Genomic DNA, 19,350 nt, shown 5'->3' with positions numbered 1-19,350 from the left:
TTTCTTTAAGATTATAGAATTAAGTTTTTGGATCCCCGCAAAGTATTTGGAATAGCGTCGATGCATAGCTCCACTCAGTACTTTTGCTCCGCAAAAGCGCCCCTCTTTGAGAGGCGCCCTTACTTCTTTCCGATACTCTTTGTGGGGTTATTTTTTGCATGTACTCTATTTCATGGACCGTTCCATCCGTACAAAAGCAATGAAACGCTTGGCTTCTTCCTCCGTAAGGCTGCGCCCGTCAATCGTCAAATTAAATCTTTCCAGCAAATCGCGATCTGACAGCTCCAATTGGTCCACAAAATCCCGGACCTCCGGATCCATAACCAGTTTGGGCTGATTCGTACGGCCGATCAAATAATCGATGGATACTTCGAATTTATCGGCAAGTTTGGTCAGAATCTCAAAATCGGGTTTGCGGCGATTTTTCTCATAGTGGGATAGTGCGGCTCTAGTAATGCCAATCGATTGGGCTAATTCCTCTTGAGTCCATCCTCGTTGATCCCGCAGTTCTGCGATGCGATTGTCATGATTCATGAATTAACCTCCTCTGATTGCCTGCAAATTGCATGTTGAAGAAACAAAATGTATCTAAATTGAAGGGAAATACAAAATATACACGAAAAAAGGGTTGACTAGTTACATTCTGTATCGTAAAGTAAGATTTGTAATTGATACCATTTGTATCAATGTTGAAACGAATTGTATCAATAACCAGTGTAGTCCTTAATGTTCAATTTTATTCCATAAGGCAGGGCCACTCGTGATGAATATGTTGACGACAGGCGGCATACATCTCCAAATGTATATATCCATTCATCAGATCGGTGAAACGTCCGTGAAGTTGAATCGGTTCCGTCCGGCTATTTTATGGGACCTTGAATCCCGGCTGCTTGTATTCATCAGCGACCTGGATTTTCCGCTTGTGCCCGAAATACGGCTTGGCTTCGATATGATGTGCCAAGGAGAACCGGTTTGCCGGACGTCTGGCAAGATTGTCTGGAAAGAGGAAAGCTTGACTGACGCCAAACAGTATGGAGTTCTGCTTGATCCAGATCCAAACGGGGAGGTGAACATGGCAAAACAAATCACCCGCACCGTTGTGGGCGGCAGAGTCCGGCTGCAAAAATATGATCCTTATACGGAATTCATATCTGATAAAGGCTCCGGCCAATTCTTTGATGTCTTTACATAGGATTTATGGTCAATTTCCGTAACTCCAAAAAATCAATGGGATAAAGTCATTTTACTATATTTTTCAAAGTGCTGCATAGTGCTTTAACCCGAGGTTTTTACATCGGATATGTTTCATTCGGTCCCGCTTAGTCCTAGGTACAACGGATGAGCCGGATCAAATCGTTTCGATTATATACGGGCTTAGGTGCCTGGAAATCGAAAACATCTTTTAAGCGAGGGATGATCTTGAGCAGTACGAATTTTCATGGCAAACTCACCGCATTAATCGAAATGAAATCCCCCCAAATCCATCTTTCCATTCATACCACTGTAGGATAGGTCTCACATGAATAGTGCAAATCCGTTAAAAAACACGTTGGAAACCGGTCGTCAGTTTGAAGCCATTCCGCTTTTTGAAAACAAGGATCGAACTTTGTTTTGGATCGCCAAACGAATTCAGGATATATGCTTGTCGCTGCTAGGGATGATTTTGCTGTCTCCGTTTCTGCTGCTGATTGCCTTGATTATTAAAGTGGAAGATCCCAAGGGTGCCGTTATTTTTGCCCAAATCCGGATCGGAAAGAACGGGAAGCCTTTCAAAATGTATAAGTTCCGCTCGATGGTCAGCAATGCGGAGGCGATGCTCGGGAACTTGATGGATCAAAACGAAATTAGCGGGGCCATGTTCAAGATGAAAAATGATCCGCGAATTACCCGCGTGGGACGATTCATCCGCAAAACCAGTCTGGATGAGCTCCCGCAGTTGTTCAACGTGCTAAAAGGGGATATGAGTCTGGTTGGCCCCAGACCGCCTCTGCCGAGGGAAGTAAACAGTTACACCTCTTACGACATGATGAGACTGCTTGTGGTTCCGGGCTGTACGGGCTTATGGCAAATCAGCGGCCGCAATCACGTCGGGTTTGAAGAAATGGTTGAGTTGGATCTGGAATACATACGGAATCAGTCATTTACAAATGATATTGTCATTTTGTGCAAAACCGTGAAGGTGCTTTTTGGAACGGATAATGCCTACTAGCGGATAAACAGGCAGCCTTCATTTTAGCAGGAGGATGCTTGCAAAATAAGGTGAGAAGCGGAAAGGTGGCTGGCCGATCCATGAAAAAATGGGTTGTGATCCTCATGTCCGTATTTATCGTGATCGTTTTGGGCGTGGCCGGATATGCAGCGTACATCTATCAATCTGTAAAAATGACGGCCCACCAAATTTATGAAAGCAGGGATGCGGGGACAGTTCCGGAGACGGCCGGGAAAGACAGCCATCTTTCCACGGCTGCGGCAGCACCGGGGAAGGATAATGCCGGGAAATCCGAAACTGCCGCGGCTGGCGCCGAACCCTTCAGTCTTGATAAGAAAAAACCTTTCACGGTGCTTGTGCTGGGCGTGGATCAACGCGAACATGACAGGGGAAGGTCGGATGCGATGATTTTTTTAACGGTCAATCCGGCCAAACAAAGTATTCTTATGTTCAATATTCCGCGGGATACGCGTACGGATATTATCGGACACGGCACCGTGGATAAAATCAATCATGCGTACGCTTTTGGCGGCGTGAACATGTCGGTAAAGACGGTCGAACATTTCCTGGATTACCCTGTGAATTACTATGTCAGAGTGAATATGGAAGGTTTCGCGCATATCATCGATTCCCTGGGAGGAGTTGAGGTGGAAAATCCCTTTGCATTTTATTATGAGGGACATCAATTCAACCAGGGCCATTTGAAACTGAACGGGGAGGAAGCACTGTTGTATTCCCGGATGCGTTATGATGATCCGCGCGGCGATATGGGCAGAAATTCAAGGCAGCGCCAAATTTTGCAGGAGTTGATCAGGAATACGATGAAAGTCGTCAATGTCGTCAAAATCGAATCTTTGCTGGATGAAGTTGGCGACAGCGTGAAAACGGATCTTACATTTGATGATATGAAAACTTTTCTGACCGATTATCGTGCCGATATCAAGAGTATTGAACAGGTGGAAATAAGCGGCCGCGGTGAAAGGATTAAAGGCATTTGGTACTATCTGGTGGGAGATAACGAAAGAAGCCGGGTTCATAAATTAATTCAAGAGCATATGCAATGACAAGATACTAAAGCATCCGAACATGAGAGAAACTAAACCTCGTACCGCCGGGATCAACGGGTCCTCTTTGGCGGTTTTTTGTTTTTATTGTGAAAGCGCTTGACATCAAGATACGAAATATTGTAGATTTCTGGTAACGATACAAAACGTATCTATATCGTTTCACAATGATACATATAGCTTTTGATACCAAAGGAGAGGAAGGCGGTCCAATGAACGATCTGCAGTACGTCTATTGCCTGTGCTGTGAGAGAATGGTCCCGGTTTCGGATACGATGGTTATTTTTCGGACGGGATATTACCGTACCACGGTTCCTTTGGGTTACTGCGAAGATTGTCATAACCAGGGGGAAGAAGAGAGAAGATACCAGTATATGGAGCTATTGAAAAATGGATATGCTACAATGAGATGATAAAATGCGAAAAGGAGTGAAGCGAATGCAGCATGAACCGGTGGTTCGGCTGGAGGGGGTAACAAAAAGGGTTTCTTCCAAAAACCTGGTTGAGAACGTTACGCTCGACATTCCGCCCGGTCAGGTATTCGGATTTCTTGGGCCCAATGGGGCCGGGAAAACAACGACGATTCGGATGATGGTTGGTCTCACCTCAATCAGTCAGGGTGATATTAAAATTTGCGGGTTCAGCATCAAAGATCATTTTGAGCAGGCCGTTGCCAATGTCGGCGCTATTGTAGAGAACCCGGAGATGTACAAGTTTCTGACAGGATACCAGAATTTACGCCATTTTGCCCGCATGATGACCGGGATAACGGAAGAGAGAATCCAGGAAGTGATCCAGCTTGTAGGTCTAGGCAACCGGATTCATGACAAGGTGAGAACCTATTCGCTCGGGATGAGGCAGCGTTTGGGCGTAGCCCAGGCGATTTTGCATCGGCCGAAGCTGTTGATTTTGGACGAACCGACCAATGGCCTCGACCCGCAAGGGATTCGCGAGCTTCGCAATTATTTGCGCCAGCTGTGCCATGAGGAAGGGACAACCGTTTTCGTGTCCAGCCACCTGCTGGCTGAAATGGAATTGATGTGTGACAGTGTAGCGATCATTCAGAACGGACGGTTGATTGATGTACGCTCTTTGAAAGAAAGTCGGGAAAAACATGCAGATGCGGTGGCGACCGGATTTATTGTCGATGAACCAGCGCACGCGCTTCAGATGATGGAGGGCGGTGTTCAGGAGGGAAACATGATCATCGTCAGGCTGGCACGCGACGAAATTGCGGAGATGAATGCCCGGCTGGTGCAGGCTGGGATCAAGGTGTACGGCATTCAAGCGGTTACCCGTTCGCTCGAAGAACAGTTCCTTGAAATGACGGGGGGTGACCCGATTGGGTAATTTCTTGCATCTCTTGCAAAATGAAAATATGAAAATTTACCGGCGCGTCCGGACGTGGGTAATGCTGGGCATTCTTGCCGCAGTCAATTTGCTGATTCCGGTTCTGATATCCATGGTGGATAGCGGCGGTTCGTCTACCATTTGGGACAGCGTGATCATGAGCGCGTCGTTTACGTTTTTCCTGTGTACGATTTTTTCCGTGGTTGTGGCGGCGGATTCGGTCGCGGGGGAATTTTCATGGGGGACGATTAAACTGCTTCTGATCAGACCATGGAGCCGTTCCAAAATTTTGCTGTCCAAATATTTGTCCGTCTTTTTGTTCAGCCTGCTGGGTACGTTGATTGTCGTGGTGATGTCTTTGCTGTCTTCCAGCTTATTTTTTTCCGGCAGCACCGAAAGCAGTTTATTTGGCCAGAGCACAAACGGATTCGTATTTATGCTGCAATATGTGCTTTGCGATTATGTGAATTTGTTTATAACGGTCGCAATTGCCTTCATGCTGTCAACGGTGTTCCGCGCCGGTGGGCTGGCGATCGGACTGGCTTTGTTTGTGATGTTTGCTAAAGGGATCTTCACGACCTTGTTCAGTCCGGAACGTTTTGCTTGGGCAAAGTACCTCATTTTTACGCATATGGATCTTTCCGGCTATCTGCGAACGGATGTGGGGCCGGGCGGTGTCAGCCTTGGGTTTGCGCTGGCCGTGCTTGCCGTTTACTATATCGCGATGATGGCGGTATCCTGGTACGTATTCAACAAAAGGGATGTCGCGGCATAAACCATGTTTTAAAAATAGAAGCCCGTTCGAAGTTCAGGATGTGTCTATCCGGTCACATCCCGCTGCGGCGGGCTTTTTTGGCAGTATAGAATTTATAAGTTTTTTTGGGGGTCCCCGCAAAGTATTTGGAATAAGCATCGAAGCATAGGCTCCACTTTGTGGGGTTATTTTGTATAACTTCGGGGAAAACGCATCCTGATACCGCAAGAAAAGCTACCGATAAAAGCGGTCTGTCTTCTGTGAAAGTACGGAGATAGACGTTTTTCTTTTGGGGCCCCCGCAAAGTATCTGGAATAAGCATCGGAGCATAGGCTTCGCTCAGTACTTTTGCTCCGCAAAAGGGCCCCTCTTTGAGAGGCGCCCTTACTTCTTTCCGATACTCTTTGTGGGATTATTTCGTGGGAATGCAGGTTTCCGGCAGGCCTGGAATGAAGCTTATCCTGCTTCCGATTCCAAAAGAGGCGCATTGCTGCTTTCTGCCAAGGCTTTCTGTTCGTTGTGTTTGGGTTCCATCTTGCTGGAACCGTTTAGGATGCCGCCTTCGGCGATGACAAGCGCGGAGGCGGCGAGAACGTCTCCGAACATCTGGCCGGTCGGGGTGATCGTCAGCTTGCCTTCAGCCTGCACATCTCCATAAACCTTTCCGGCAATAATGACTTCCCTGGCGCTGATATCGGAGCGGGCAACGGCATGTTCGCCAATCGTGACACAGGCGCGGCTTTCGATCACACCGTTAAAATTACCCTCAATACGTACATTGGCTTCGCAAGAGAGGGCTCCTTCGACCTCGGTGCCTCTTCCGATCAGGGAGTCGGTGGACATCAATGAATTCTTGGATTTGGATCTGCTCAACATAGAACCTCCTTAATTGAGAGAATTGTCTGATCGAATATACGGGAGTGGATTGACGGGCTTATCCTGCTTGACGACCTGAAAATGCAGATGCGGTCCGGTGCTGCGGCCGGTTGAGCCGAGCTGGGCGATCTGCTGGCGTTTGTCGACCGTATCCCCTATGTTTACAAGGATCTTGCTGAGGTGCATATACCAGGTCTGTAGTCCGCCCGGATGTTCAATGACGATATAACGGCCGCGAGCTCCGCTTTCTTCCGCAGTGATAACTTTCCCCGCGCCTGCTGCATAGACGGGACCGCCGTTATCCCCGGCAATATCTATGCCTGCGTGAAAAGCGGCTTTGCCGGTGAAGGGGTCGGTGCGATACCCGAAGCTTGAAGTCATCACTTTGGAGGCGGTAGGCCATACCGTCGGATTACCTGCGATCTGCACCTGTGTCTCCTGTGCTTTTTTCAAGGTATGGGGGATATTGCTTTCCATCGTTTTCAGCAGCTCCTGCATTTCCTGAAAGTCGTCTTTCGTCTCCCGGGCCAGATCCAGCATGTCATTCTCATGTACGGCGATATATTCGCCCCCGACATGCTCAGAAGCATCCCAGGACAGGGAAGACGCTTTATCCGCGGGGGCGTCCGTGGACATGCTGATCTTATGTTTATCGATAAACTTCTGCAGCTGCTGTTCCAGCTGATCCACATGCTGCATCTTTAGCTGCATATCCTTGGCCTGTGACGATAGCTTGATAATTTCAGTTTGCAGGCGTTCAATGGACTGCTCGCGGCTGGTAATCGAGCTCTGAAGCTGAATGTTTTTTAACTGCTCAAGGGTTACCTTCTGCTCCAGGTTCGAGATGGCCTGGGAAGAATGGGCCTGTATGGCAAGAACAAGACCGGACAAAGAGAGGACGGCGGCGGCGGGCACGGCCAGCAGGAGAGGCTTGGACAGATGGATCTGCTTCACCGAATGCTGGGCGTCCCTCATGACCAGAAGTGTCAGACGTCGATTGGCGGTTGCATTTTTCATGGCAGCTCCTTTCTATAGCATCGTTGTACTTGTCTTATAATCTATGTATTCGACGAATGCTCTGAACATGTCTAAAATGTTACCTTTTTGAGATTATGATGGGGTCCCCGCAAAGTATTTGGAATAAGCATCGAAGCATGGCTCCACTTTGTGGGGGGATTTTTATATGTTTTTTTGGGGTCCCCGCAATAAGCATGCCCGGCATTTTAATAAGAAGGAGATGTTTGAATAAATAGGCCGGGATTTGGTCAATCATGGATAGGTAACGATTAACGCGCTATTTCCGGAAGGAGGCTGCCATATGGTGTGGCTGCTGATCGCGCTCATCATATTTATTTTTCAGATTGCAATCATTTTGCTGCTTGAATTCCGTAATCCTTCCAAAACAATCGCCTGGTTGTCTATTCTTTTTTGCTGCCCGGTCATTGGGTTCGTTTTTTACTATTTTGTGGCTCAAGATTATAAGGCGCGCAAGCATATTCGCACCCGGGGATCGCGGCTGTTCCGCCAAATCCGTCCCTTCTTCTGGAGCCGGCTGACAGCGGTTCGGGACATTGGGGAAATTCATAATCCCGAATTTAAACATCAGGAGAGATTGTTTAATCTGTTATGGCGTCTTACGGAAAGCCCGATTACAGGCTCCAATGCCAGCCGGGTGCTGACAGACGGCAAAGATGCTTTTGATGCCATGCTGAAGGCGATTGAGGCGGCTGAGAAGCATATACATATTGAATTCTATATTTTTCGGCATGATGTCATAGGGACCCGTTTTCAGGAGATTATGATCCGTAAAGCCAGGGAAGGCGTAAAGGTGCGTTTTATATGCGACGGGTTGGGCAGCTATAAGCTGAAGCGGGAATTTGTGGAGAGGCTTAAGGAAGCCGGGGTCGAATCCTACTTTTTTCTGCCGCCGCTGCTTAGTTTCATCGACCGCCGGATCAATTACCGGAATCACCGTAAAATAGTCGTGGTAGACGGAGCGAGGGGGTTTGTGGGCGGGATTAATGTCGGGGATGATTACCTTGGCAAATATCCGAAAATGGGCTACTGGCGGGATACGCATCTGGAGATTGAAGGGGACGCCGTTTATTTTTTGCAAAATATATTTTTGGACGACTGGCAGCTCGCCTCTGGTGAAAAGATCGTTGACCCCGCACTGTTTCCGGAGCATTCATGCAAGGCCGATGAGCAAATCCAGATCGTCAGCAGCGGCCCGGACCAAGAATGGAATGCCATCCAGGAATTGATCTTTGCGGCTATTTGCGTAGCGAAAAAAAGGATCTGGATTACGTCGCCGTATTTTATCCCAGATCCGGGTGTCTATGAGGGGCTGAAAACCGCAGCCGTCAGCGGCGTAGATGTACGGATCATCATTCCGTGGAAGGCCGACTCGAGGCTGGTGCAGCTGGCTTCGCTTTCTTACGTCGAGGAGCTGCTGCTGGCGGGTGTCCGATTCTACCAATACCAAAAAGGCTTCATCCATGCCAAAGTGCTCATTGTCGATCAATTGCTTGCATCGGTTGGCACGGCCAATATGGATCTCCGCAGCTTTTACAGCAATTTCGAACTGACGGCTTTACTGCTTGAACAGTCTAAAATAGAACGGCTTGTGGATGATTTTGAGAAAGACATGCTTGTAAGCAGGGAAATGACCCCAAGTGAGTTTCAGAACAGGCCATTCATGCACAAAACAGCCGAGATATTATGCCGCATGCTGTCACCGCTTTTATAGTGATGGTTTAGCGTAGCATATGGATGCCATTTCAGGGGCGGGGAGCCCACAGAATGACGGAAACACCAGCCAGACAAAGCGCCGCGCCAATCCAGTCATAGAGGTCCGGCGTGTTTTTATCGATTCCCCAGCCCCATAACAAGGCAAGCACGATAAAAATACCGCCGTAAGCGGCATACACGCGGCCAAAGGAGGGGTAGTGCTGCAGCGTAGGAATAATTCCGTATAGAACCAGCACTACGGCTCCGATCAACCCGTACCACCAAGGCTTGGATTCCTTGATCCAAAGCCAGACGAGATAACCCCCGCCGATTTCTGCCAACCCGGCAGCCAAAAATAAAAGTAAAGATCGCATGATCGAATATCTCCCATTCCGTTAATACTTAGACAAAAACTATGATATAATATAAAGGGACTTTTATCGATGAAAATTCATCGAAGCCAGACCGCATTTATGAGGTAGCTTTTTTATCGAAATTAGTTTCTTGATATTACGCGAGTTGACCGCTGCGGTTACGGATCGTTCTTCCGATCGCTGTTGTCTTCAAATTTCTTGATTATATTGTTAAGTAAAGGTAGAAATTCGAAAACAAAGGCGACCGCTGCCGCTTCTTCAGAACGATTCCGTCCCCTCCGCTACTTCCGTTTTTTATCATGCACTAATTACGATATTGGGCCATGAAAAAAAGGCTGAATATCGATGAAAATTCATTGAAGCCAGGCCGCGCTTAGCGGAAATCTTTTTACAGAATTATTCTTTTTCTATAATCATATAAGAATCGGGGGGATTCGATGGCAGAAACTTCAAATGTCCAAACCACAGAACGCATCAAACTGCCGCAAGGCCAGCAACAGCCGCTTAACGCGCCGACATCCAAGCTGCGGATGTTATCGCGCATCATCGTCATGTTGATTGGAGCAGGAATGGTCGCCGTCGCGCTTGAAATTTTTCTCGTGAACAACAACATTATCGATGGCGGAATTACCGGTATTTCCATTATGCTTGCCCACCTCTTTCATTTACCGCTTGGCATTTTTCTGACTTTATTAAATCTTCCTTTCCTGTTTCTCGGATATAAGCAAATCGGCAAAACCTTTGCATTTTCAACGCTTGCAGCCGTCATTGTCATGTCGGTCGGCACGATGCTGCTGGAACCTGTCAGACCGCTTACCTTTGATCCGCTGCTTGCCGCGATTTTCGGCGGAGTTATTCTGGGGGCGGGCGTCGGCCTGGTGATCCGGGCTGGGGGCTCCACGGACGGCAGCGAAATCGTAGCCATTCTGATCAATAAGAAAACCCCGTTTTCCGTTGGGGAGATCATCATGTTTATCAACGTGTTTATTCTCACCAGCGCGGGATTTGTGTTTGGCTGGAATAACGCCATGTACTCGCTTATCGCATATTTTATCGCTTTTAAAGTGATTGATATCACCAACGAGGGTATTGACCAGTCAAAATCGGTATGGATCATCAGTGACAAATACAAGGAGATCGGCGATGCATTGAACCAGCGTCTTGGACGCGGCGTGACTTATTTGGAGGGTGAAGGAGCTTATTCCGGCGACAGCAAAAAGGTTATTTTCGTTGTCATCACCCGCCTTGAGGAAGCCAAATTGAAGGCGATCGTCGGAGATTGGGACCCGCATGCTTTTCTTGCGGTTGGTAATATCCATGACGTTAAGGGCGGCCGGTTCAAGAAAAAAGATATCCATTAGGTGTAAGAACTCAACATTGAATTTATCAGAATGATGCCGCCCCCTTGCTACCGATACGTTTTTTTAAATGCAATATTGAGTTGAGGGGTGCGGTAAAAAAGCCCGGGAGATATTTCATCTTCCGGGCTTTGCTGCATTCAAATGGCGGAGAACCTGCTCGACCGGCTGCGGCGGCAGGGCGGCGATCAAATCCCCATGGGTTTGCAGCCGCTCCTCGATGTTCAGTAAATGGAAATCAAGCGGGGATACGTTGCTCTCCACTTCTTCCCAGTAAAGCGGCGTGGACACGGTTGCGCCGGGTCTGGCGCGGGGAGTATAGGGGGCCGCAAGGGTTTTGCCATGGTAATGCTGAAGATAATCAAAATAGATTTTATCGCCGCGATGTTTCTTCAGCCGCTCGAGCGTAAACAAATCCGGGTGTTTTTCGGTCACGAATTGGCCAACGAAATGCCCGATCACCCGCAGCTCATCGAAGGTAATGCCTTGGTTGATCGGAACGATGATTTGAATGCCCGTCGCACCCGAGGTTTTGGGCACGGATTCCAGTCCCAGGGAATGAAGCACTTTGCCGACGATGGATGCAGCCTCCATAATCCGCGGTTCTTCCTCCCGCGACGGGTCCAGATCGATCATCCATTCGCACGGAAGCGGGCTTCCCGCATAGTGGAGCGAAGGATGGAATTCCAGTGCCGCAAGGTTGCCAAGCCACAAGAGCTCGGGCAAGCCGTTCAGCAAAATATAATGGATGCCGTCCTGCTCGGCAGTTTTAACATAATCCGGAAGAGGTTCGGGCGCATTTTTCTGATAAAAAAACTCACCAGGGACGCCATGGGGATATCGGATCGTCGTCAGCAGCCTGTTCCGGCAGTAACGCAGCAAAAAGGGGGCGATCGCAGCCAGCTTTTGCAGATACATCGCTTTGGTGATACCCATGTCGGGCCAGAGCGGCTTATCCGGATTCGTGATCGGAATTTCACGGCCTTCAATCATGATGGAGCCTTTTACGTTTCGCGGCATAACGATACCTCCGAAGAAATTTTTAGGCAAATGTCCCTTTGATTGCTTCTCGTTTGTTATATGGGTGTAGTTTCTCTTTCGCGAAGGGGAGGTGACAAATAAGTTATGAATGATGTAATGAATCAGGAATTGGATTCTGTAATCAGGCAAGTGCAGGAGGGAAATACGCAGGCCTATGCCTTCATCGTTAGAAATTTTCAGAACCAAATTTTCGCATATTGCTGGCGCCTTCTTGGCAACAGGCAGGAAGCGGAGGATGCAGTTCAGGACATTTTAGTGAAAGCATTCGAAAACATCCATATGTACAAACCAAAAGTAAGCTTTTCCTCCTGGCTGTATAAGGTAGCTTACCACCACTGCCTGAATCTGATCCGCAGAAAAAAACTGCAGCAGCGGTTTACGTTTGGTCTGCTTCAGAAAGATCTGACCTCACGCAGCGCGGCGCAGGAAGTGGAAAGCCGGTTATTCAGCGAACCGCTCAGCAAAGCGCTTGCGAAGCTGACGCTCGAGGAGCGAAACTTGCTGGTGCTGCGGATTTTTCAAGAAAAACCTTTTGCTGAAATCGCCGAAATTCTGGACAAAAAAGAGGAAAACGTCAAGAAAAAATTCGCAAGAACCAAAATAAAACTGAAAGGCATGATGATTGCCTGGGAGGAGGAAAACCAATGCGTAAGCTACAAGCATTTAATGAAGACGAAAGTTTGAAAGAGATGGCCAATAGACAAACGGAAACGATGATGCAAAATTTCGACGTGGTGGATAAAGTCATGGAACGAATTTCTCAATCTGGCAATCGGCAGCAGCGGGCTGCGAAACCCCGATTCCGTCCGGGAGTTGGTCTCACCGCAATGATTGTTTTTATCGTACTGAGCGCTTCCGTCACAGCATATGCGGCATCGCAGTACATTGAAATTAAGAATAGCAAGGGCGAAACGATACTGCAAACGAGTAAACGGGATGGAACGGAATTGGATTATGACAAAAATAAAGCTAAGCGCCTGGATGTGTATCGGAAACGTGTTATGGACCAGCTTAAGCCGGGAGAATTTGCCGCTTATTACGTCAATGACGATGTTATTAATAATGGTAATGAGTTGGATCCGATCCATATCGATTATAAACCGGTTGAGTATAAGGGCTTTGATGATTTCCAAGATGACATGAAGCGTACCCGTTCTCCGTTAGCACAGTTAATAAAAGAACCGGTTCAAGTGCCTGAAGGTTATCATTTCTACAAGGGATCTGTACAACCTGCCTTCCCAACATATGACGAGAGGGAAAAACTGAAGGATGAGCTTATCGATCAAGCCAAATCTGCGACGAATGGCGATAAACTGTCTGTTAAAATACTGAAATGGAGTAAATCTGATTATTCCTGGATCCAGTATAGAAACGGGGAAGATACTATTCAGATAAGCGCTAGTGCCATGCCTGAGGGTAGCACAGGCTATAAGAGTACGATTTACCATAATGAGCAGGATTTGGTGGAGAAGATTCAAATTAAAGGTATAGACGCCTATTACATTAAAGCTGGCGAGCGCAAAAAAGATGAATTTTACATCCCAAACCGGCTTGGCTGGGTTGATGAAGCCCGTCGAACATCCTACGATATTCACGATAACGAGACCAGCAAGCTGACGAAAGAGGACATGGTGAAAATCGCTGAAAGCCTTATCTCGGCTCACTAATTCCACCGGCAGTCCAAAGGAGAAGCGTCAACAAAAGCCTGGATGCTCGGCTGCCGTAAAGTGCCGCCGTCCGTCCATTCCAGGAAATGCACCTTCACGACCCATTCGGGGCGGATCCATACCGCCCCTTTTTCACGTTCAGGGTTATTCACAAACGGCTTGTCCGACTGCAGCATGCCTTTAGCCTCTTCCGTAATTCGCCGCCAGTCGGATATTCCCAGCCTCCCGGTTCCCGCATGCCCGATGTAAATGAGCCTGTCTGCTTCATCATATAGTCCCAGGAGCAGCGCATTGACGATTCCGTCACGGTACGTAACTCCCCCGACCACCGCGTTGATGTCCATAATATTTTTCCGTTTTTGCCACCGCTTGTCTTTGCCGTTTACTTCATACTTGCTGCTCAGGTCTTTAACCACGATTCCTTCAAGCTGATGCTGTTTGGATATGTCATAGAGCAGGGGAATGTCCTGATAGCTTGGCACCGGCTGCACATGAGGACCCGGAATCAGCACCTGATCAAGCAGCGTCTGCCGCTCATGAAGAGGTTTCGCGGTTACCCATTCCCCATTGCAGTACAAAATATCAAAAACCATATATACGATCGGGATTTGCTGAACGCGCGCACGGATTTGCCTCTCCTGACGAAGGCTGTCCCTTTTCATGACCTGATGGAAAGAAGGAGTACCATTCACAAGCGCGATAATTTCCCCATCCAAAATGACCGATTCGGCTCTGCAGTAAGACGAGATATCCACGAGCTCGGGATACTGGCGCGTACGATGATTGCCTTTCCGGTTGATCAGCTCCGTCTCTTCGCCGTCGTAATAGACCAGCATGCGGACGCCGTCCCATTTGATCTGGGCAATCCAGTTCTCCCCGGAAGGAAGATGGCTGGTTAGAATCGGCTCAAACGGCTTTACGGGCTTTAGTTTCATCGATTTTTCCCCCTGGCGGCAGGTTAGGATACGGTCTCGTTTTTCTTGGTTGTTTTGCGGCGTTTCGGTTTGGGACCTTCGGAACCTGCGGCCTGTTTTTCTTCTGCGGCGGTTTTGGCCTTGGTTTTGGCTGTTTTCTTGGGTTTGCCGGGATCGGTGACCACCGCGGGTTTGGCTGCTTCAATGCTGGCCTGCAGGGCGGCCATGAGATCGATGACATTGGTCTCCTGCTTGGCGGGCGCGATTTTGATTTCTTCGCCGGTCACCTTATGCTCAATCAGCTGAAGCAGGCGCTCCCGGTAATCATCCGTATATTTTTCGGGTTCAAACGGAGTGGACAACTGATCGATCAGCATCTGGGCCATGCCCAGCTCTTTTTCGTTAACGGTCACATTTTCGGGCAGGTTCGGCACCTGCGCTACGGGACGGATTTCGTCGGGGTAAAACATCGTTTCGATCGCAAGGCACCCCTCCAGGACGCGGATGGCGGCCAAACTGCTTTTGGAGCGGATGGAAATTTTGGCAATGCCGATTTTTCCGCTTTGTCGCATGGCTTCCTTCAACAGCTGATATGCGTTTCCGCCAGCCTGATCGGGGGCTAGATAATAGGTTTTTTGAAAATAAATCGGGTCGATCTCCGACAAATCCACAAAATCCAAAATCGCGATGTTTTTATTCGCCTGCTCGGTAATCTGCTCCAATTCTTCTTTTTCGAATAAGACAAACTTGCTTTTTTCATATTCATAACCTTTAGAAATCTCATCCCAGCCTACCTCTTTGTCGCAAACCGGGCATTTGCGCACATAGGAGAGCGGGCTTCCGCACTCCTTATGCACGTACCTCATGGAGATATCTTTGTCTTCCGTCGCCGAAAACATTTTGACGGGCACATGAACCAGCCCGAAGCTGATGGCCCCTTTCCAAACGGTATGCATATTCAGCCTCTCCTTTAGATTTGATCTCGATCATTCTCGTGTTTAATTGATGTTCTTAATAGTATGGGTTATTTTTGCGGAATCTATGACAATGGAAGCGGAAAAAACGAAAGTTTTGCGGCGGTTTACATGCATTTTTTGCGAAAAGGGCATGATAGAGGCGATGCATCTATTTTTCGGCTCAAGGAGGCGGCGCAAATGAGCAATAGCGAGGGTGAAAATCGTAACCGGCATCAGAATTCGAATCCGGACGAAGTGCAGCGGTATCATCAAGCATCCCGCAAGATGGAAACGAGCTATTCCCCAAGCGGCGAAATAGTGAATTGGGAGAACGTAACATCCAAGGAAACCGATGTGTCCCACGAAAGCCATATGTTTGACATCGACCGGATGGTAAACGAAGGGCTTGGCGGCGGCAATATTACGGCGGATAACGGGTTCATCGGCGAAAGCACGACGGATTCGATGGTGCCGGAGGTACGTACCGACGAGGATGTCTGAACCCCAAAAATCGTTGAAGCAGGAAAGGAGGGGCCTAAGATGGATGTAAAACGCGCGCTTGAAATTTACACAGACAAAAACAGCACCATTGAAGTAAAGCTGGAAGGACAGCCGGTTTGGATCGAAAATGTCGATGAAGAGCATGGCATGGCGACTGTACAGGTTGGATCGCGTCCTACAAATACACATACCGTTAAAGTGGAGCGTTTACAGGAAGGCTGATCTTCTCACAAAGTTAGCGAAAGCCCGAAGCACCCCAAGCAGGGTAAGCCGGGCTTTTTTTAACATATAGTAAAAACTTCCGGGGTCCCCGCAAAGTAATCGGAATAAGCTTCGAAGGTCACACGTCACTTTGTGGGGTTGAATTTCCGGGGTCCCCGCAAAGTAATCGGAATAAGCTTCGAAGGTCACACGTCACTTTGTGGGGTTGAATTTCCGGGGTCCCCGCAAAGTAATCGGAATAAGCTTCGAAGGTCACACGTCACTTTGTGGGGTTGAATTTCCGGGGTCCCCGCAAAGTAATCGGAATAAGCTTCAAAGGCTACACTTCACTTTGTGGGGTTATTTTGATGGGGGCAAGACTTATTCATAACCCATGTTGCTTGTTTTGCTGGTTGTGTGAGATGCGAAAAAAGCTTTTTAAACGGGGCTGGAATTCCATCCTTCAAGTTTTTCCCTGATTCAGTTAAAATGCTTATATTGAGCTATTCGGTTTGCACGAAAGAAGGAGAGGGGCAAAATGGACGACGATAACGGTGTCGTTGCGGCCGGGCGGACAGCGGAGCTGCTTGCGTATGGAGCGGGACGTGTACTGAAGCTGTATCGGGAGGGATTTCCCGCCGAAGCGGCGAAAGAAGAGTTCCTGGTTAGCACGGAGGTATACCGAAGCGGTTTCAGCGTCCCACGCCCATTTGAGATGACGGTAAGGGACGGGCGTGCAGGTATCGTATATGAAAAGGCGGAGGGAATGACGATGCTGGCGGCAATCTCTCGGGACCCGTCGGCTGTAAAGGAAGAAGCTCGCCGCATGGCCCGGCTCCATGCTGAGATACATAACCGTCAAGTGGAAGGGCTGCCTCGCCAGAAAACGGTTTTGGCCCGTCTTATTTCGGAGGCGCCGTTTCTGTCTGAAGAGGAGAAAAGCAGGATTACCCATATGCTTGAACAGCTGGAAGATGATTGCCGGCTCTGTCATGGGGATTATCATCCGGACAATATTATTTTGGGACAGAAGGAATGGGTTATCGACTGGATGACGGCCGTTAGCGGCAGTCCAGCCGCGGATGCGGCGAGAACGGTTTTGCTTCTTAAATTCGGTACGCTTCCGGATGAGATGCCATCTGCCGCACAACAGTTTTTTACTAGGATCAGAGAACAACTGACGAATATGTATTGGGATGAATATCAGAAACTCACCGGGATTTCTTCTGTAGAGATTGAACGCTGGATGGTACCGGTTGCGGCTGCACGGTTGACGGAATGGATACCGGCGAAAGAGAAGGAGCAGCTGCTGGCACTGATTCGTAATTAGACTTCGTAGACGTATGTATTGGAGTGACGTCACATATATTTTAGCCTTTCGGGGGGTGAAACCATTGGTATATAACATGAATTAACCCAGATTCTATTTGAAATTGGGGGAAGCATGGAAGCAGACGATTATAATAAGCAGGCTTGGAATAGCGGGGCTTATCAAGCTTGGGTGAAGCGTTTCGGTACGCCGGAGCAGGCGGCGGGACGTTTGAAGCGCAATCCGGCAAAGGTCATTCGTCATTTATCCGGTCATTTTGGGAATGAGGTTCAAGGCCGGCGCATGATGAATTTAATGGGGTCAAACGGAATGAAAGCCGTCGCGTTGGCGCTGCTTGGAGCGGAAGTTACGGTCGTCGATTTTTCAGATGAAAATCGGTTGTATGCGGAAGCACTGGCCGGGGCGGCCGGAGTCGATCTGAGGTACGATGTACTGCAGCTGCCGGAGGAAGAATTCCGGTTCTCCTACGACATCGTTTTTATGGAGAACGGTATTTTGCATTACTTTAAGGATTTGAAGCCGCTCTTCGACTGTGCGGCGGGATTGCTGTCACCTGGAGGAAGACTTGTAGTGCAGGATTTTCATCCCGTATCGACCAAATTGATCACTTCAACGGGATCTACGGCCAAGATCAGAAAGCATAAAGTGACGGGGGACTATTTTAACACTGCCTTGGAGGCGAGCGAAGTTTCATATCAAAAATATTTGGATACAGATCAGAGAAACGATCAACAAGCGGTATACTTGCGAAAATGGACGCTTGGCGAAATCGTGACCGCAGTCGCAGCTTCGGGCCTTATGGTCAAAACTCTTGAAGAGATGCCGAATCTCTCATCCGAAGTATATGACAAGGGCATTCCCAAAACCTTTATTATCTCGGCCGAAAAAGCAAATTATAAATAAACCAAGAGGGTATCCCAAAAAGGTGAACCGCACCCCGTCAAGTAGCGAAATTGCGATAAAAGTGCAACTATTTTCGACACAACGGCTTGTTATAGATAAAAAGCTTGCGAAAGTGCAGGCTTTTTTCCTTTATCTGAGCGCAATTAGGTCATTCCTGGTCAAAAGGATGCACTTTCGCAACAATTCTGCCTACCACACCACAAAACGCTTGAAAAGGATGCACAATCGCAACAAATTTCACTTCGATTTCAAAACTCGAGGATAGCGAGTTTTTCTCAATCCGGCTGTCTTCAAAAGCACTTGAACCTTACTTCTGAGACAGCCCTTCACTGAACCTAAACCACATCTTCCAAAAGGGACGCGGAACGTAAATCGAGCTGGTATCCTTTAACAAGCGTATCCCCATTCCGGATGTCTGTCTCATATGCGCGCTGAAAGCCTAAGCGTTCATACAGCTGTACGGCGGTAGCCATCATGTCGGAGGTGTGCAAATTAAGGGTAGAGAAGCCCAGCAAAACGGATCTGCGAGCGGCTTCCTGAATTAGAAGCGAGGCAATGCCTTTTCCACGGCAGGTAGGCGAAACGGCCAACAGGCGGATAATCGGAGAATGGATACCCATTTCAGGATTGCCGTAAGCATCCTCGGAAGAGAGAAACATTTGAACGCTGCCGACAATTTCACTATCAAGCACAGCAACAATCCGGGCATGAGCGGCTTTGCCGTAAACGGAGTTTCGAATGGAATCCCGGTATTGGGCCCAACGCTGCTCCGAAAGTACGGAGGCATATTGCTGGTAGGCTTCAAGCATGATTTGCGCTATGGCCTCCTGCTCAAACTCCTCCGCATCGCGGATGATGATTTTTGGTGTTGCGGTCATTTCGCTCACTCCCTTTTATCGATTCGTCATTAGATTTGTTAATTGAGTATAACTTTTAATTCGCAGTAAACATATAGGAAATAACAAATATTAATAACGTTATTAAAAAAATCAATTATAAGGGATAGAAACGGGTTTGTTAAGCGGAAGAGATTCCCTAAGATCCAATAGCTAACGACCTTCCGTTTCTAAAGCTTGATCTCCAATTACAGCGGTTCCCAATTTTAAATAAAGATTGACAATA

21 protein-coding genes are annotated in these 19,350 nt (G+C 48.1%); 13 read left to right on the top strand and 8 right to left on the bottom strand.

Annotation, left to right across the window (positions count from 1 at the left end; all coding sequences use genetic code 11):
- Positions 1–165: 165 nt before the first annotated feature.
- On the bottom strand, positions 166–534 hold the full coding sequence (locus L6442_RS27715) for a helix-turn-helix domain-containing protein (protein ID WP_212978122.1): 369 nt from the start codon (positions 532–534) through the stop codon (positions 166–168).
- A gap of 226 nt (positions 535–760) precedes the next feature.
- Between L6442_RS27715 and L6442_RS27710 the strand changes: the two genes are divergently transcribed.
- The 5 genes from L6442_RS27710 to L6442_RS27690 all read left to right on the top strand — a co-directional run bounded on the left by L6442_RS27710 (position 761) and on the right by L6442_RS27690 (position 5,398).
- Positions 761–1,192, top strand: a complete 432-nt coding sequence (locus L6442_RS27710; RefSeq protein WP_212978121.1) for a hypothetical protein — start codon at positions 761–763, stop codon at positions 1,190–1,192.
- A gap of 327 nt (positions 1,193–1,519) precedes the next feature.
- On the top strand, positions 1,520–2,209 hold the full coding sequence (locus L6442_RS27705; RefSeq protein ID WP_212978120.1) for a sugar transferase: 690 nt from the start codon (positions 1,520–1,522) through the stop codon (positions 2,207–2,209).
- Between the two features lie 80 nt (positions 2,210–2,289).
- Positions 2,290–3,273 (top strand): LCP family glycopolymer transferase, encoded by a 984-nt coding sequence (locus L6442_RS27700; RefSeq protein ID WP_212978119.1) that lies wholly within the window; start codon positions 2,290–2,292, stop codon positions 3,271–3,273.
- Between the two features lie 438 nt (positions 3,274–3,711).
- Positions 3,712–4,623, top strand: a complete 912-nt coding sequence (locus L6442_RS27695; protein ID WP_212978118.1) for an ABC transporter ATP-binding protein — start codon at positions 3,712–3,714, stop codon at positions 4,621–4,623.
- Complete coding sequence (locus L6442_RS27690; protein WP_212978117.1) at positions 4,616–5,398, top strand: ABC transporter permease; 783 nt, start codon at positions 4,616–4,618, stop codon at positions 5,396–5,398. The genes L6442_RS27695 and L6442_RS27690 overlap by 8 nt, the downstream gene beginning before the upstream one ends.
- Before the next feature lie 435 nt (positions 5,399–5,833).
- Here L6442_RS27690 and L6442_RS27685 read toward each other — a convergent pair whose 3' ends face one another.
- Entirely contained in the window at positions 5,834–6,253 is a 420-nt protein-coding gene (locus tag L6442_RS27685) for a bactofilin family protein (protein WP_212978116.1), read from the bottom strand.
- A gap of 9 nt (positions 6,254–6,262) precedes the next feature.
- Positions 6,263–7,270: a M23 family metallopeptidase gene (locus L6442_RS27680; protein ID WP_212978115.1), complete on the bottom strand. Its 1,008-nt coding sequence runs from the start codon at positions 7,268–7,270 to the stop codon at positions 6,263–6,265.
- Positions 7,271–7,571: 301 nt separating this feature from the next.
- Between L6442_RS27680 and cls the strand changes: the two genes are divergently transcribed.
- The gene (cls, locus tag L6442_RS27675; protein WP_212978114.1) at positions 7,572–9,002 is read left to right on the top strand and encodes a cardiolipin synthase; all 1,431 of its coding nucleotides are present in this window, start codon (positions 7,572–7,574) and stop codon (positions 9,000–9,002) included.
- Positions 9,003–9,033: 31 nt separating this feature from the next.
- Here the strand turns inward: cls and L6442_RS27670 are convergent, their stop codons facing one another.
- The gene (locus L6442_RS27670) at positions 9,034–9,357 is read right to left on the bottom strand and encodes a YnfA family protein (protein ID WP_228100938.1); all 324 of its coding nucleotides are present in this window, start codon (positions 9,355–9,357) and stop codon (positions 9,034–9,036) included.
- A 530-nt stretch (positions 9,358–9,887) separates the two neighbouring features.
- Between L6442_RS27670 and L6442_RS27665 the strand changes: the two genes are divergently transcribed.
- The gene (locus L6442_RS27665; protein ID WP_237100422.1) at positions 9,888–10,718 is read left to right on the top strand and encodes a YitT family protein; all 831 of its coding nucleotides are present in this window, start codon (positions 9,888–9,890) and stop codon (positions 10,716–10,718) included.
- A gap of 114 nt (positions 10,719–10,832) precedes the next feature.
- Here L6442_RS27665 and ligD read toward each other — a convergent pair whose 3' ends face one another.
- Positions 10,833–11,735, bottom strand: a complete 903-nt coding sequence (ligD, locus tag L6442_RS27660; RefSeq protein ID WP_212978112.1) for a non-homologous end-joining DNA ligase — start codon at positions 11,733–11,735, stop codon at positions 10,833–10,835.
- Between the two features lie 117 nt (positions 11,736–11,852).
- On the opposite strand from ligD, the gene L6442_RS27655 reads away from it, so the two are divergent.
- Positions 11,853–12,440, top strand: coding sequence for an RNA polymerase sigma factor (locus L6442_RS27655; RefSeq protein ID WP_212978261.1), 588 nt, complete (start codon positions 11,853–11,855; stop codon positions 12,438–12,440).
- Complete coding sequence (locus L6442_RS27650; RefSeq protein WP_212978111.1) at positions 12,401–13,423, top strand: DUF4367 domain-containing protein; 1,023 nt, start codon at positions 12,401–12,403, stop codon at positions 13,421–13,423. The genes L6442_RS27655 and L6442_RS27650 overlap by 40 nt, the downstream gene beginning before the upstream one ends.
- Here L6442_RS27650 and L6442_RS27645 read toward each other — a convergent pair.
- Together L6442_RS27645 and ku are read right to left on the bottom strand one after the other, a co-directional pair.
- Entirely contained in the window at positions 13,420–14,358 is a 939-nt protein-coding gene (locus L6442_RS27645; protein ID WP_212978110.1) for an ATP-dependent DNA ligase, read from the bottom strand. The genes L6442_RS27650 and L6442_RS27645 overlap by 4 nt on opposite strands.
- Before the next feature lie 23 nt (positions 14,359–14,381).
- Positions 14,382–15,293 carry a non-homologous end joining protein Ku gene (gene ku, locus L6442_RS27640; protein ID WP_194230599.1) on the bottom strand — a complete coding sequence of 304 codons (912 nt, stop codon included), beginning with the start codon at positions 15,291–15,293 and terminating at the stop codon, positions 14,382–14,384.
- 198 nt (positions 15,294–15,491) lie between these two features.
- Here ku and L6442_RS27635 point away from each other — a divergent pair, with 198 nt between their 5' ends.
- From L6442_RS27635 to L6442_RS27620, 4 genes are all read left to right on the top strand, one after another.
- On the top strand, positions 15,492–15,794 hold the full coding sequence (locus tag L6442_RS27635) for a hypothetical protein (RefSeq protein WP_212978276.1): 303 nt from the start codon (positions 15,492–15,494) through the stop codon (positions 15,792–15,794).
- Between the two features lie 39 nt (positions 15,795–15,833).
- Positions 15,834–16,016: an H-type small acid-soluble spore protein gene (locus tag L6442_RS27630; RefSeq protein WP_194230598.1), complete on the top strand. Its 183-nt coding sequence runs from the start codon at positions 15,834–15,836 to the stop codon at positions 16,014–16,016.
- 517 nt (positions 16,017–16,533) lie between these two features.
- Positions 16,534–17,325, top strand: a complete 792-nt coding sequence (locus L6442_RS27625) for a phosphotransferase family protein (RefSeq protein ID WP_212978109.1) — start codon at positions 16,534–16,536, stop codon at positions 17,323–17,325.
- 114 nt (positions 17,326–17,439) lie between these two features.
- On the top strand, positions 17,440–18,228 hold the full coding sequence (locus L6442_RS27620; protein ID WP_212978108.1) for a class I SAM-dependent methyltransferase: 789 nt from the start codon (positions 17,440–17,442) through the stop codon (positions 18,226–18,228).
- 335 nt (positions 18,229–18,563) lie between these two features.
- Here the strand turns inward: L6442_RS27620 and L6442_RS27615 are convergent, their stop codons facing one another.
- Positions 18,564–19,106 carry a GNAT family N-acetyltransferase gene (locus L6442_RS27615; protein WP_212978107.1) on the bottom strand — a complete coding sequence of 181 codons (543 nt, stop codon included), beginning with the start codon at positions 19,104–19,106 and terminating at the stop codon, positions 18,564–18,566.
- Between the last annotated feature and the right edge of the window lie 244 nt (positions 19,107–19,350).

The sequence above is a fragment of the Paenibacillus azoreducens genome (assembly GCF_021654775.1).
GTDB lineage: Bacteria > Bacillota > Bacilli > Paenibacillales > Paenibacillaceae > Paenibacillus_AQ > Paenibacillus_AQ azoreducens.
Note: the sequence above shows the minus strand (reverse complement) of the source record. Positions and strands in the feature narration are given on the sequence as shown.